We start from the raw sequence: 14174 nt of genomic DNA, 5'->3' as shown, positions 1-14174 counted from the left end.
CTTCAGTCCCTCTGGGTAACCCGCAGCAACTCTTCAAGGCTGGTGAGCCCCTGTAGCACCATGACCTGGCCATCGTCGAACAGGCTTGGGCTGTGTTGCCGGGCGTGGCTGACCAATTCATGTTCTCCGGCGCCGGTGTGGATCAACTGGCGTAGGACGTCGTCGAACAGCACCAGCTCGTAGATCCCGCGGCGGCCGCGATAGCCCGAGTGCTGGCAGTTCGGGCAACCCACTGGCCGGTACAGTTGTGGCGCGCTATCCGGGCCCACGCCCAACCGTTCGCAGGCGGCGGGATCGGCGTCATGGGGCTCCTTGCATTCGGGACACAAAAGACGTACCAGGCGCTGGGCCAGTACGCCCAGCAGCGACGTGCAAAGCAGGAACGGCTCGATGCCCATGTCCACCAGGCGGGTCACCGCGCCGATGGCGCTGTTGGTGTGCAGGGTCGAGAGCACCAGGTGCCCGGTGAGGGAGGCTTGCACGGCGATTTCCGCGGTCTCGCGGTCGCGGATTTCACCCACCATCACCACGTCCGGGTCCTGGCGCAGGATGGCCCGCAAGCCACGGGCGAAAGTCATGTCGACCTTGGCGTTGACCTGGGTCTGGCCAATACCGGTGAGGTGGTACTCCACCGGGTCCTCGATGGTCAGGATGTTGCGCTCCAGGCTGTTGAGGCTGGCCAGCCCGGCGTACAGCGTGGTGGTCTTGCCGGAGCCGGTGGGGCCGGTCACCAGGAGGATGCCGTGGGGTTTGTGCAGGGCGGTTTCCAGGCGCCGGCGTACCGCCGGGTTCATGCCCAGGTGCGCCAGGTCCAGGCGCCCGGCCTGTTTGTCGAGCAGGCGCATCACTACCCGCTCGCCGTGGCTGGAAGGCAGGGTCGAGACCCGGACATCCACTTCATGCCCGGCGATGCGCAAGGCAATGCGACCGTCCTGGGGGATGCGTTTCTCGGCGATGTCGAGCTTGGCCATGACCTTGATCCGTGACACCAGCAGGGTCGCCAGTTCACGCCGCGGGCGCAGCACTTCGCGCAGCAGGCCGTCGACCCGCAGGCGTACCGAAAGGTGTTCCTCGAACGCCTCCAGGTGCACGTCGGAGGCCTTGCTTTTGACCGCTTCGCTGAGGATCGCGTTGATCAGGCGAATGATCGGGGCGTCGTCTTCCTGCTCCATCAGGTCGGTGGTTTTCGGCAACTGCTCGGCGAGGCTGGAGAGGTCGAACTCTTCATCGAACTGTTCGCCCAGGCCATCGGCCACCTGCTTGGCACCGTCCTGGCCGTCGCGGTAGTGGGCAGCCATGCGCTGGGCGAAGGCCTGTTCATCGAGGATTTCGCTGCGCAGTGGCGCACCGTTGAAGCGGCGGACCTCGGCGATCACCGACCAGGGGGTATTGGCGCGGCAATAGAGCACCGGGCCCTGGGCCTGGTGCTCCAGGACCACGCCGTGACGGCGGGCATAGGCGAACGCCAGGCGCGGGCTTGGGTTGGGACTGATCATGGCTGCGGTGCAATCCCTTGGGTACGCATGTCGATCAGGCCCTGGTCGCCGTCACTGTTGGCATCGAACAACTGATGCGGATTGTGCGGAAGCTGGCCGCGGGTCTTGCCATCCAGGGTGCGCAGGGAGCGCAGGTTGTTGTACTTCTGGGTGCTCAGCTTGTCGGCATTGGCCGTATTGCGCAGCAGGGTCGGACGCAGGAACACCATCAGGTTGGTCTTCTCGTTGACCTCCTTGCTGCTGCTGAACAGCTTGCCGAGCCAAGGGATATCACCGAGCAACGGCACCTTGCTCACCTGGACCTTGATGTTGTCCTTGATCAGGCCGCCAAGCACGATGATCTGCCCGTCGTTGGCCAGGATGGTGCTCTTGACCGAGCGCTTGTTGGTGATCACATCGCTGGTGCTGATGCCGGGTGGTGCCGCGGCCAGCTCGGAGCTTTCCTGTTCGACTTTAAGGCGCAGAAAGTTGCCTTCATTTATATGCGGAGTGACCTTGAGGGTGATCCCCACGTCCTTGCGCTCGACGGTGGTGAAGGGGTTGCTGGCCCCTGCGGTGTCGGTGGTGTAGGAGCCGGTCTGGAATGGCACGTTCTGGCCGACGAGAATTTCCGCCTGCTCATTGTCCAGGGTCAGCAGGCTCGGGGTGGACAGCAGGTTGTTGTTGGAGTCGCTGGACAGGGCGGTGATCAACGCGCCGAAGTTGCTACTGCCGATGCCTATCACGGCTCCGTCCGGGAGGGTCGGGCTCTTGCCGCTCTCCAGGTTGCCCAGCAGGGTGCCGATAGTCATGCCGGCGCTGTTGAAGTTGCTGACGGCGCCCCATTTGCCCCGGCCTGCGGCCCACTGCACGCCGAGGGCCTGGTTGATGTCGCCACTGACTTCGACGATGGCCGCTTCCACCAGCACCTGGGCGCGGGGCTGGTCGAGTTCGTCGATGATGCTTTCGAAGGTCGCCAGTTGTGCCGGTGAGGCCATCAGCACCAGGGCATTCTGGCTTTCGTCGGCGCTCACCAGCACCGGGCTTTCCTGTCTCTGATTGTCGCCACCGCGGCTTCCCGCTTCCAGGCGCTTGCCGATCCCGCTGAGCAGTTCTTCGAGCTTCTTCGCATCGCTGTGATTGAGGCGTCGCACTCGGGCGTTCTCGCCGACATTGTTCGGCACGTCGAGGCTCAGGGCCAGGCGCTGCATCTGTTGGCGAATCGGTGCCGGGCCGACCAGGATCAGGCGGTTGCTGCGCGAATCGCCGATAGCCTTGGCGCTGCTCTGGCCACTGCTGTTATCGGTCAGGCTTTCGCTCAAGGTCTTGGCCACGTCGTTGGCCCAGGCATGCTTGAGCTGGAGAATGTTGAACTGACGCCCGCCGGCGTTATCCAGTTCTCCGATCACCTGGCGCACGCGTTGCACGTTGTTGGCGCTGTCGGAAACGATCAATGAGTTGGATGTGGTGGAAGCTGCCATGTAGGCGTCGGAGGCGACCAGAGGGCGCACGGCGGAGACCACTTCGCTGGCGTTGACGCTGTGCAGTTCGATGACTTCGGTGATGAACTCTTCGCTGCCCTCGTCGGGTTGGGCATAGGCTTTGGTCTTGGCCTCGGCTACCGGCAGGATCAGTACCCGGTCGCCCTGGTCCATGGCCACGTAGCCCTGGCTGCGCAAGGCGGTGAGAAACAGCGAGTAAATGCCTTTCTGGTCCATGGCGGTGGTGGACTGGACCGTGACCTTACCGTTCAGGCGCGGGTCGAGGATCATGGTCTTGCCGGTGATCTGCCCGACCTCGTTGATCAGGTCGCGTAGTTCTGCGTCCTTCATGTTCAAGGTCCACTGTTGTCCCTGGGGAGGTTTTTCAGCGGCCTGGACGGGGCCGATCAAGGTGCTAAGGGCCAGTAGGGAGCCTGCAATGAATGTTCGTTTCATGATGTCTTGGGGGGTCACAAAGAGGGTTGAACAAGGTTGTGGGTTTCTGCCCGCACAGCAGTGCTTTGAGGCATCTCGGGGGCCATGGGCAACGGCATCAGCAGGGGAGTCGAGTGGTGGGCCAGAGACAGCGACTGGTCTTCGCCAAAGCGTTGTATGCGCACCTGTTGGGTGCTGATCTCGCGCAGGCTGCCACCTCCGGGAAGGGGCTCGCCAATGCCATAGAAACGGCTGCCCTCAGGGGATTCAATCAGCGCCCTGGACAGTTCCGGGCGACGTTCCACCAGGCTGGCCAGCAGCGTCAGCGGCACTCTTGGCAGGTTGCCGGTGGCTTCCTGGGGCAGCACACCGAACAGTTGGGCTATGGCCGCGTTGTTCGGCGGCAGGCGCGGCGGCTCGCTGACGGCCAGGGGCCCTGGGCGCACGGTCTCGTCCAGACGCTGGGCGAACAGGAAGCTGTTGTAGGCGAGCCAGCCCAGCCAGGTCACCAGCAACGACAACGCGCCGATCTGTAGAACGGCGCGTGGGCATCGGCGCAGGAGGTTCATAGGCTCATGTGCCGCAGGAGTTTTTCACCGCGCCAGTGATGGATCACCACCGCTGCCACATGCCCGACCACCAGCAGCGCCAGCACGACGCAGGCGTACTTGTGCACCCTATTGAAGAAGGCAGTGAGCAGCGGTTCCTGCAGCGGCTGGGGCAGTGACAGCAGGCCGAAGACATTGATCGGGCGTTCCATCATCAATACGCCAGTGGCCAGCACCAGGCCGGTCGTGAGGTAGAGCGCCAGGTGTCCGCCCTTGGCCAGCAGGCGGGCGAGCCGATGGGGGGAGGCCGGTTCCTGGCGGTCCAGGGCACACACAACTCGCAGGCCAAGCAGCGGAATCAGCAGGAAGGTCAACGACACGTTGATGAAGTTGATCCCGTCGGCGATCACGGTGGGCAGGTCGAGCAGGGCGTTGCCGAAGCCACTGAGCGTCGCCCAGATGATGATGGTGGCGAAGGTCCAGTGCAGCAGCACATGAAGCCTGGAGTAATTGCGAGTAGACATAGGGGGCATGACTGGCAAAAGGAAGCGTGGCGCCAAGCGCCACGCTCGGGTTAACGAAGGTGTGGCTTAGTTCTTGTCCCACGCCTGCTGCCAGGCGAAACCTACGCCTGGTTCATAGGCGTTGTTAGTGCTGGTCCAGATGGTGCACCAGCCGGCAACAGGGCCGGTCTTGCACTTGTAGGTGTTGCCATCTTTGGGCTGCAGCACCACTGTGCCAGCCTTGTAGGACTTCAGGCTTTGCGGGAACACGTGGTCGTACTGGCCTGGCTCGCCGCCGCCGTTTTCGGCTTTCAGGGCGAAGCTGGCGGTCTGTTGCAGCACTTCGCCTTTCTTCGAAGTAGCAACCACGACCAGGTCGTACTGACCGGCGCCCTGACCGGTGAGGGTCATGCTGAAATGCGGGTTGTTGCCGGCTGGAGCTTCCTGGAACAGGACGCTTTCACCTCTGGCGTTGAACACAGTGGCTTTCACGGTGTAGTCGCCGCCCTTGGCGATGGCGTTGAAGTGCAGGTCGACCTTGCCGTCCTTGAGGGTGTATTCGGACTGCATGCCAGTGATGGACAATTCGCCCGGCTTGGCAGCCTGCTCCTTGTCGATCATCACGTTGACGATGTCGCTGCCTTTCTTGACCAGGATGTCGTTCTTGCCGAAGTTGGGTAGCACTTCGTCCTTGTCGTTGAGCAGGCCCATCTGGTAGCCCTGCTTGGCAGCGTTGACCTTCTTGGCCAGTTCGTGCGGCCAGACGTCGGCCTTGGCCAGTTCGGCGGAGCTGATTTGCAGCACGATCTGCTTGGCGGCCTGTTCGCCCTGGGCATTGAACACCCGGGTCTTGACCTTGTCGCCGATGCTCAAGGCTTCCGGGTTGACCTGGCCGACAGTGGTCCAGCCCGAAGGAATGACTGCACCGTTGTCGATGTTCAGGTCGACCACTTGATAGAAGGTGGCGTCGGTGTCGTGGACTTTCCAGGTCGCCAGCACGACGTGGTAGCCGCTGCGGTCGGACGGAATGTTCACGGTGTGCTTGGTGGTCTCTCCAGCTTTCGCCGGAACGTTGAGGGCTGGCCATGGCTCATCCAGCAGTGGGGTGCTTTCGAAGGAATCACGGGTCAGTGGCTGGTTGGGGTTCCAGTCTTTCTTGGTGATGTAGAACTGCCAGTAGCGAGTGGCGTGGGGAGCGGCGTACTTCCAGGCGAAGGTCTGCGGGCCTGGCTTGATGGTATTTTTGGTCCAGCGAGTACTGCTTTGTTCGTTGATCGCGGAGAAACGATCCAGGCCGCCGGCAGGAATGGTGCCGTTGGCCGGGCCGCACTTGGTGAAGTCACCGGTACAGGCCTGGGCGGCGCTTGGGAAGTGCGAGAAGCCGCCTTCGAACTTGCGGCCGATGTACTCGGTGCTCTGTGGCTCGTAAGCCACCGCTCCGCAGTTGCTGTTCTGGTTCAGGCCTTTCTCGTTGCACATGTAGGCACGGGACTTGGGGCTCTCGATGTAGCCGTGAGCGCAAGCTTGCTGAGCAGCAACGCCGGCAACGCTCATGGCCAGGACCAGAGGCAGCTTGAGGAACGAGCGAACTCGGTTGGATTTGATCATTGTTAGATCCTTGAGCAGATAGAAGGAAATGCAGGAGTTCTCGGGGGCGCCACTGGGGACCGATCTGAGGGGACGGTTGGCATCCGTGCCAGAGCTGCCCTGGGAACAACCACAGGCTACGCGGCAGGGTCTGGGAGGGGACATGGGACGAGTACGAGAGTCGCCAGCTAGCGCTGTTGGGCAGCAAGGGCCAGGCGTGCCGGGCGTTTTCGCGCGTTTTTGCGCGATTGCCAGCACTGGTACGGAGCGTGCTTTGTACGCAGAAAAAGCGTGGCATTCGCATGCCACGCTCCAAGGTGAAACCTTCACCACTGATGGTTACTGGCGATCCCAGGCCATGGTCCAGTGACTACCGGTACCTGGCTCGTAATGCGTCGCTCCGGCCTTCCACTGCACGCAGTAGCCGCTGTAGGGGAAGGGCTTGCACTTGTAGGTATTGCCGTCCTTGGGTTGCAGCACCAGGGTGCCGGCCTTGTAGGTGCTCAAGCCTTGGGGGAAGACGTGATCGTACTTGCCGCCTCCCTCACCGCCACCGCCGCTTTCCTCCTGTTTCAGGGAGAAGCTGGCAGTCTGCTGCAGCACTTCGCCTTTCTTCGACGTGGCTACCACGACCAGGTCGTATTTGCCGGCGCTCTGACCGGTCAGCGTCATGGAGAAGTGCGGGGTATTGCCGGCTGGAGCCTGTTGGAACGCCACGCTTTCACCCTTGGCGTTGTACACCGTGGCTTTCACGGTGTAGTCGCCGCCCTTGGCGATGGCATTGAAGTGCAGGTCGACCTTGCCGTCCTTGAGAGTGTATTCGGACTGCATGCCAGTGATGGACAGTTCGCCCGGCTTGGCAGCCTGCTCCTTGTCGATCATCACGTTGACGATGTCGCTGCCTTTCTTGACCAGGATGTCGTTCTTGCCGAAGTTGGGTAGCACTTCGTCCTTGTCGTTGAGCAGGCCCATCTGGTAGCCCTGCTTGGCAGCGTTGACCTTCTTGGCCAGTTCGTGCGGCCAGACGTCGGCCTTGGCCAGTTCGGCGGAGCTGATTTGCAGCACGATCTGCTTGGCGGCCTGTTCGCCCTGGGCATTGAACACCCGGGTCTTGACCTTGTCGCCGATGCTCAAGGCTTCAGGCTGAACTGCGCCGACAGTGGTCCAGGTCGACGGAATGGTGGCGCCATTGTCGATGTTCAGGTCGACCACCTGATAGAAAGTGGCGTCGGTGTCGTGGACTTTCCAGGTCGCCAGCAGCACGTGGTAACCGCTGCGGTCGGACGGGATGTTCACGGTGTGCCTGGTCTTGCCGCCCGCCGCGGTCGGAGCGTTCAGGGCTGGCCATGGCTCGTCCAGCAGAGGGGTGCTTTCGAACGAATCACGGGTCAGTGGCTGGTTCGGGTTCCAGTTTTTCTTGGTGATGTAGAACTGCCAGTAGCGGGTGGAGTGGGCCGCCGTGTAGTGCCAGGTAAAGGTCTGCGGGCCCGGCTTGATGGTGTTCTTGCTCCAGCGCGTGGCGGTCTGCTCGTTGAGCTCCGAGAAACGCGCCAGGCCGCCGGCAGGGATGGTGCCGTTGGCCGGGCCGCACTTGGTGAAGTCCCCAGTGCAGGCCTGGGCGCTGCTTGGGAAGTGCGAGATGGACCCTTCCCCCGGGCGGCCGATGTACTCGGTGCTTTGTGGCTCATAGGTCACGGCGCCGCAGTTGGCGTTGAGCTTGCCACCATTGGTATGGCACATGAAGGCGCGGGATTTCGGGCTCTCGATATAACCGTGAGCGCTGGCTTGTTGAGCCGCGAGCGCAGCCATGCCGATGGCCATGGCCAGCGGAAGCTTGAGGAATGAACGGGCTCGGTGCAACGTGATCATCGATTGATCCTTAGTTGGGAATTATTGGATTCAACACGCGATCGTGGGGAAGGATGTGCAGCTGGCACCCCTGTCTTGCGCCCCCCGAAAGCAAGCGCAAGGGTAGGAAGGGCGGGCGCCACTTCACATGGGACAAGTACGAGAGTCAGTCAGCGGCGCGCGAGCAATGCCCCTGGACCAGGGCCGGAGGGGCTGGCGCAGGGCCGCCAGGTCGGCCTTGGCCTGTTCGAAGATGCGCTCCATGCTGTGCAACAGGTCGGCCTGGCAACGGCGGACTGCCTGTGGCTGACGCACGTTGACCTGGCGCAGGGCCTGGCAGGCCGCGGCCATTTCGCTGGCATCGATCAGACAGGCCACGCCGGTCAGGCGGTGGCTCAGGTCACCGATGGTCTCCGTCATGGCGGCCAGGTCGGTGTCGCGTATCTGCTGGATCTCTTGCTGCAGGTTTTTGGTCAGCTCAAGGAGAATGCGCCGGCGCAGGATCGAACTGTTCCGGCCTGCTTCATCCAGGTGGTCGAGGCTGAAGGCGCGAATATCCCGAGGCTCTTCCTCGACCGGCGCGTAGTTGTTCAGGACTTCCTGCAGGCGTGCCAGGGTCACCGGCTTGATCATCAGGTCGTTCATCCCGGCGTTGGAGCACTGGGTGGCTTCATTGCTCAGGGCACTGGCGGTGTAGCCGATGATCAGCCGCTGGGGCAGACCCAGGCGCCGTTCATCCTGGCGCACGGTGCGAGCCAGGGCGTAGCCATCCATGCCCGGCATGTTGCAGTCGCTGATCAGCACGTCGTAGGTGGATTCGCTCAGGGCCAGCAAGGCCTGTTCGCCGCTGCACACATGTTCTGCCTGATGCCCCAGGCGACCCAGTTGCAGAGTCAGCACCAGGCCGTTGGTCGACACATCGTCCACCACCAGGACTCGCAGGGCCTTGGCCTCCTGCTGGTCAGGTAACAGGGGCTCGTCCACTGGCCCTGGGGCCAATTGCCAGCTCAGGGGCAGTTCCACACTCACGCAGCAGCCCTGGCCGGGCTGGCTTTCCAGCCAGATATGCCCATCCATCAACTGGGTCAACTGATTGCAGATGCTCAGGCCCAGGCCCGAGCCGCCGTAGAGGTGGGCGGTACGCGCGCTGGCCTGGCGATAGGGCTCGAAGATCTGTGGCTGCAAGGCCAGGGGAATGCCGATCCCGGTATCGCTGACGCTCAGGGTCAGCAGGCTGACGCCTTCGCGCAGGACACTTTCGCTGACTCGGACATGGATGCCGCCCTGGTCGGTGAACTTCAGCGCATTGCTGATCAGGTTATGGAAGATCTGCTGCACACGCAGCGAGTCGACCCAGTACAGGCGCTGGCGGTCGGCATGGTAGTCGAAGTGCAGTTGCAGGTTTTTCTCCCGCGCCTGGGCGGCAAACAGGCCGAGGCTGTTGGTCAGCAACGGCTCCAGCGCGGTAGGGTGCGCAGCCAGCTGCATCAGGCCGCTCTCGATCTTGTCCAGGTCGAGGATGTTGCCGATCAGGTCGATCATCGAAGTCGCCGATTGTTGGGCCACCCGCAGGTTGTGCGATGGCAAGGTGCGGCTGCTGGTTTCCAGCTCCAGCAGGCCCACCAGAGCGTTGAGCGGAGTGCGCAGCTCGTGGCTCATGGACGCCAGGAATTCGCTCTTGGCCGCGCTGGCCTTGAGTGCCACCTGCTTGGCTTCGCGCAACTTGATTTCCAGGTGTTTGCGCTCGGAGATGTCCAGCCAGCCGCCGAGCAGTCCCTGTAGCAGGCCCCGGGCGCTGTAGAAGGGGACCAGCCATTGGTACAGGTAATGTTGTTCACCCTTGATCACCAGGCTGGTGTCGAGAAAGCGCGGCCGGTGGTTGTGCAGCAGTTGCTGGTGCTCGTCCTGCAGGACCTGGGCGAACTCCGCTGGCATGTTCAGTTGTTCGGTGGGCAGGCAGCCCTCCACCTGTTCCTGGGAGGTGCTGAAGAACTCCTCGTAGGCGCGGTTGCAGGTGCTCAGGCGACCATGCAGGTCGCAGACGTAGAGTGGCGTCGGCAGACCGTTGAGCAGGGAGAACTGGAATGCCAGCTTGTCCTGCAGCCGGGTCTGGGCGCAGATCCGTTCCTTGACCTGGATCTTCAGCCGCCAGTTCCACACCAGGAACAGGGCGAAGATCACCAGAGCCCCGACGCCGACGTGCCAGGCCTGCTCTGCGGCCCATTCCCAGAAATTCTCCCGGGGGCGTTCGGCCACCACCTGGATATCACTCAGCGGTGCGCGGGACAACGAGTCCAGCAGCTTGTCGAGGATACCCAGCAACTCGCCGGAGCCTTGGGCCACGGCGAACTGGTGGGGGCTGGGCGTGGCCTTGATCGACAGGCCGTATTGCAGGCCGGGGCCAGGCTGCATCGGGTCGCTTGCGGGGCTGTCCAGGGTCGCGTCGGCCCGACGCAGGCGCACCAGGTCAAGGGCCTGTTGGAAGTTGTCGGTAAGCATCAGTTGGATCTGCGGATAGCGCAGACGCAAGTGTTCAAGCAGCGGGTGCTGGCGCGGCAGCGAAAGGGTGTGCCCCTCCATGGCCTCCAGGGAACTGGGGGAGCTGTCTCCGTTGCGGATGATGAAGGCCCAGTTGCGGGTGACATAGGGCTGGCTGAAACGTATCCCGCGGGAGCCGTCGGCAATCGCCAGCGGGCGGCTGGCCAGGTCGACGTGGCCTCTGGCCAGTTGCTCCAGGTCGTGGGACCGGGACTGGCTCGACTCGATGTTCAGTTCCAGGCGAAAGGCATCGGCGAGGGTCTGCAGCAGCTCGACGCTGCGACCGGACCAGCGCCCGTCGCTGGTGCGATACAGGTACGGCGGCGCTTCATGGGCCAGCAAGTTGATTTGCCCGTGGTCCTGTAACCACCCCAGTTCCTGGGGGCTGAGCATGAACGTGTCGATCGGGGAGTAGGGGAACGGCCCGTGGCTGGCCTGCTGTTGGAGCTTGAGCTTCTGGGCCTCGGGAATGCTCTGCAGCGCATGGTTGAGCAGGGTCAGCAGGGTGAGTTCATCACGGCGCACGGCGAAGGCGAAGCCGGTGTCGGGCAGTTGTGCGGAAAACTTGTTGTGCAGAGCCAGGTCCGTACGTGCCTGGAGGTACAAGCCGGAGCGGAACTGGTCGCCTATGAAGGCGTCCGCTTCGCCCCGGGCCAACTGCTCGAAGGCCAGCGCCGTGGTACTGACCTCGCGCAGTATGCTCAGGGGGTAGGCCTTGCGGACCCGATTGCTGTCCAGGTAGTTCTTTAGCACCAGCACCTGCTTGCCTCGCAGGTCCAGGGGCAGGCTGCGGTCACTGGAGCGGCCGACAATGATGGGCTGGTTGCGCAAATAGGGCAGGCTCAGGCGCAGCTCCGGATTGGCTGCTTCAAAATCGCTGGCCCTCGGCAGCAGGTCGATCCGCTGCTCCAGCAGCGCATCCACCGCCGCCTGGGGCGAAGGCAGCTCGACGTTTTCGAAGTGCAGGTCCAGTTGTTCACCGATGAGTTGCAGGTACTGGTCGGAGATGGCCTTCAAGACCTGATTGCCGGCGCTCTCCATGGGCCGATCCGGCGGTACGATCCGCGCCACCTTGAGGCGCTTGCGCGGCAGACTGTCGCGCAGCTGCAACAGTTTGTTCAGCGGCAGGTTGCTGTCCCGGGCGGCTGGCGGCAGGTTGTCGGCGTGGGCTGTGGCCAGGGTTGGCAGGCTGGCCAGCGGGATAAGCAGCAGGCAAAAGCGCTGCATCCTCCGGCGCACGAAGGAAAGCGAAAAGAGATACATAGAGGGGGGACTCCGGGATGTGCCGCGCTTGCAGCTCAGGAAAGGCCGTGCTCCTGGATGTACAGGAACAGGCTGGCAGAGGTGTCCAGGCCGAGCTTGCGCATGGCGCTGCTTTTTTGCGTGCTGATGGTCTGCTTGCTCCGGGACAGATGCAGGGCAATGGCACCGATGCTCATGCCGGTGCCGTACAGGCGTAGTACTTCGACTTCCCGGGCCGAGAGTTGCTCCGGTTGCAGCAACGGCTTGCCGTGCAACGCGGCGCTGGAATCCAGCAGGTGCTGGATCGACGCGGAGACGAAAGGCGCACGCGGGCTGGCCGCCACGGCCTTGGGCAGGTCGTTGAGCAGGCCGCGCTTGCTCACCAGGCCCTGGATGCCCAGCTTGAGCACGCTGCTGATCAGCGCCGGGTTGTCGAGCATGGTGACCACCACGATCGCCAGCTGCGGGTACAGCGTGCGCAAGCGGCGGATCAGGCGGATACCGTCTACCTGCTCGCCGCCGGGCATCATCAGATCCGTCAACAGCAGGTCGCAGGGGTGACGCTGCAGGTTCTCCAGCAGGGCTTCAACACTGTGGGCCTGGGCGACCACGTCCAGGTTGGCGCGGTTCTCCAGCAGGGTGTGTATCCCAATCAGGGTCAGGGGATGGTCATCGGCTATCTGGACGCGGATCGACATCGTTTTTCGCTACTCGGCTTTTCGACAGGCATGAGCACCCAGCAAAGCGCCGGCTTCCTTTGGTTGGAGTAGGCATTTTGCTAGTGGGTTCGTCAGAGGTTTCGCAGGGTATCACTGAAATTGGCGTCAAAAAGCTGCTGAGGCGCTTTTAAGAATCGTCTTATGTTTGCTAAGAAATGTCCTGTAAATATGTAGGATGCGTAGCTGATTTGTAGTGTGAAACGCCTCTAGATTGGGCTCTCAGCGGTGCTTTTCTGCTTCGTTTCTGGCGTTTTTCAATCCTGAAGGCGCTTTCGGAATGGGGCTCATTCCAGAGGCGGCAGGCGCCGTTTGATCGGCGATTTCTTGACAATCGCGGTGTTGGTTTCGGCGTAGTGATTGAGGTGGTCCAGCAGGCTGTCCAGTTGTTCCATGGAGCGCACCTGGAGACGGGCAATGAAGCAGTCGTCGCCGGTGACCTTGTCGCATTCGGTGAACTCGGCAATCGCGAGGATCTGCCGTTCGACCTCCTGCAACTTGCCCGGCAAGGGGCGGATGCGGACGATGGCCTGCAACTGGTAACCGAGAAACCTGGGGTCGATCTCCAGGGTATAGGCGCTGATCACGCCGCGTTCTTCCAGCCGGCGCAAGCGCTCCGAGACGCTGGGAGCGGACAGCCCGCTGATCTGCGCCAGGGCTTTGAGGGAGCGTCGCGAGTCCTGCATCAGGGCGCTGATCAGGGTTTGGTCGATGGCATCCAGCATGGCGATCTCGTTAGGTGAATGGGCTCTTTGGCCTTGATAAAAAAGGTCTGAATCGATTCTAGCCCAGGTTTTGATCTGGCGATGGGCTCTGCTGGCTGGGCATAATTTGCCCACTTGCAAAGGAGCCTGATGATGGATGCACAAACCCGACGCGGATCATTGGAAATGACCGCTGCCATGCTGATTTCCGGAACCATTGGCTGGTTCGTCCTGGTGTCCGGGCAACCGGTGCTGGATGTGGTGTTCTGGCGGTGCCTGTTCGGCGCCGGGACCTTGCTGCTGATTTGTGGAGCTTTCGGCTTTTTGCGTAAGAACATTCTGAGCAAGCGCGCCTTGATCCTCGCGGTGCTCAGTGGCGTGGCCATTGTCGGCAACTGGGTGCTGCTGTTCGGCTCCTACTCCCGGGCTTCGATCGCCATCGGCACCGCGGTGTACAACGTTCAGCCGTTCATCCTGGTGGCCCTCGGGGCGTTGTTCCTGGGAGAAAAGATCACCCCGCAGAAGCTGTTCTGGCTGGGCCTGTCGTTCGCCGGAATGCTGGCCATCGTCAGTGCCCACGGCAGCCAGGGCGAGGAGGGTGGCGACTACCTGTTGGGCATTGCCCTGGCCCTGGGCGCGGCGGCGCTGTACGCCTTTGCCGCGCTGCTGATCAAGCGCTTGAGCGGCACGCCGCCGCACTTGATCGCCCTGATCCAGGTCTGCACCGGGGTGCTGTTGCTGGCGCCCTGGGCCAACCTCGGCACGCCACCCCAGCAGGCCAGCGCCTGGGCCAGCCTGCTGACCCTGGGCATTCTCCATACCGGGGTGATGTACGTGCTGCTGTACGGGGCGATCCAGAAACTGCCGACGGCCCTGACCGGCGCCTTGTCGTTCATCTACCCGATTGCGGCGATCCTGGTCGACTGGGTGGCCTTCGGGCACCGCCTGGGGCTGCTGCAATGGGTGGGCGTGGGGGCGATCCTGCTGGCCGCGGCCGGCATGCAGCAGGGCTGGACCCTCAAGCGCCGGCGCAGCGTGTTGCAGTAGGCGCTACAGGTTCTGGCGGGGGCCTGCAATAGGCTCCCTCGGGCCTGGCC

Annotated in this window: 10 protein-coding genes; 1 reads left to right on the top strand and 9 read right to left on the bottom strand. The window is 62.8% G+C overall.

Annotated features, from left to right (window positions below; genetic code table 11):
* Positions 1–2 precede the first annotated feature (2 nt).
* The 9 genes from gspE to AC1RMG_RS19700 form a co-directional block, all read right to left on the bottom strand.
* Positions 3–1496 (bottom strand): type II secretion system ATPase GspE, encoded by a 1494-nt coding sequence (gspE, locus tag AC1RMG_RS19740; RefSeq protein WP_410036847.1) that lies wholly within the window; start codon positions 1494–1496, stop codon positions 3–5.
* On the bottom strand, positions 1493–3307 hold the full coding sequence (gene gspD / locus AC1RMG_RS19735) for a type II secretion system secretin GspD (RefSeq protein WP_227454120.1): 1815 nt from the start codon (positions 3305–3307) through the stop codon (positions 1493–1495). Before gspD ends, gspE begins: the two co-directional genes overlap by 4 nt.
* 119 nt (positions 3308–3426) lie before the next feature.
* On the bottom strand, positions 3427–3960 hold the full coding sequence (locus AC1RMG_RS19730; RefSeq protein WP_065363300.1) for a type II secretion system protein N: 534 nt from the start codon (positions 3958–3960) through the stop codon (positions 3427–3429).
* The gene (locus tag AC1RMG_RS19725) at positions 3957–4463 is read right to left on the bottom strand and encodes a cytochrome b (protein ID WP_065363301.1); all 507 of its coding nucleotides are present in this window, start codon (positions 4461–4463) and stop codon (positions 3957–3959) included. Before AC1RMG_RS19725 ends, AC1RMG_RS19730 begins: the two co-directional genes overlap by 4 nt.
* Before the next feature lie 66 nt (positions 4464–4529).
* Entirely contained in the window at positions 4530–6050 is a 1521-nt protein-coding gene (gbpA, locus tag AC1RMG_RS19720; protein ID WP_073857945.1) for an N-acetylglucosamine-binding protein GbpA, read from the bottom strand.
* Between the two features lie 318 nt (positions 6051–6368).
* A complete protein-coding gene (gene gbpA / locus AC1RMG_RS19715; RefSeq protein WP_072449898.1) occupies positions 6369–7898 on the bottom strand; it encodes an N-acetylglucosamine-binding protein GbpA in 1530 nt (509 codons plus the stop codon).
* A 123-nt stretch (positions 7899–8021) separates the two neighbouring features.
* On the bottom strand, positions 8022–11678 hold the full coding sequence (locus tag AC1RMG_RS19710; protein WP_493170010.1) for an ATP-binding protein: 3657 nt from the start codon (positions 11676–11678) through the stop codon (positions 8022–8024).
* 35 nt (positions 11679–11713) lie between these two features.
* Positions 11714–12355, bottom strand: a complete 642-nt coding sequence (locus tag AC1RMG_RS19705) for a response regulator (RefSeq protein ID WP_077934451.1) — start codon at positions 12353–12355, stop codon at positions 11714–11716.
* A 305-nt stretch (positions 12356–12660) separates the two neighbouring features.
* The gene (locus AC1RMG_RS19700) at positions 12661–13098 is read right to left on the bottom strand and encodes an Lrp/AsnC family transcriptional regulator (RefSeq protein ID WP_011062012.1); all 438 of its coding nucleotides are present in this window, start codon (positions 13096–13098) and stop codon (positions 12661–12663) included.
* A 132-nt stretch (positions 13099–13230) separates the two neighbouring features.
* On the opposite strand from AC1RMG_RS19700, the gene AC1RMG_RS19695 reads away from it, so the two are divergent.
* Complete coding sequence (locus AC1RMG_RS19695; protein ID WP_194238045.1) at positions 13231–14124, top strand: DMT family transporter; 894 nt, start codon at positions 13231–13233, stop codon at positions 14122–14124.
* Positions 14125–14174 lie beyond the last annotated feature (50 nt).

This window comes from Pseudomonas sp. GW822-FHT04H02 (genome assembly GCF_058800645.1).
Note: the sequence above shows the minus strand (reverse complement) of the source record. Positions and strands in the feature narration are given on the sequence as shown.

Excerpts from the sequence above, each read along its gene's own strand:
- AC1RMG_RS19730 (WP_065363300.1), bottom strand. The coding sequence starts at position 3,960 with ATGAACCTCCTGCGCCGATGCCCACGCGCCGTTCTACAGATCGGCGCG.
- gspE (WP_410036847.1), bottom strand. The coding sequence starts at position 1,496 with ATGATCAGTCCCAACCCAAGCCCGCGCCTGGCGTTCGCCTATGCCCGC.
- gspD (WP_227454120.1), bottom strand. The coding sequence starts at position 3,307 with ATGAAGGACGCAGAACTACGCGACCTGATCAACGAGGTCGGGCAGATC.
- AC1RMG_RS19725 (WP_065363301.1), bottom strand. The coding sequence starts at position 4,463 with ATGTCTACTCGCAATTACTCCAGGCTTCATGTGCTGCTGCACTGGACC.
- AC1RMG_RS19695 (WP_194238045.1), top strand. The coding sequence starts at position 13,231 with ATGGATGCACAAACCCGACGCGGATCATTGGAAATGACCGCTGCCATG.
- AC1RMG_RS19710 (WP_493170010.1), bottom strand. The coding sequence starts at position 11,678 with ATGTATCTCTTTTCGCTTTCCTTCGTGCGCCGGAGGATGCAGCGCTTT.
- AC1RMG_RS19705 (WP_077934451.1), bottom strand. The coding sequence starts at position 12,355 with ATGTCGATCCGCGTCCAGATAGCCGATGACCATCCCCTGACCCTGATT.
- AC1RMG_RS19700 (WP_011062012.1), bottom strand. The coding sequence starts at position 13,098 with ATGCTGGATGCCATCGACCAAACCCTGATCAGCGCCCTGATGCAGGAC.
- gbpA (WP_073857945.1), bottom strand. The coding sequence starts at position 6,050 with ATGATCAAATCCAACCGAGTTCGCTCGTTCCTCAAGCTGCCTCTGGTC.
- gbpA (WP_072449898.1), bottom strand. The coding sequence starts at position 7,898 with ATGATCACGTTGCACCGAGCCCGTTCATTCCTCAAGCTTCCGCTGGCC.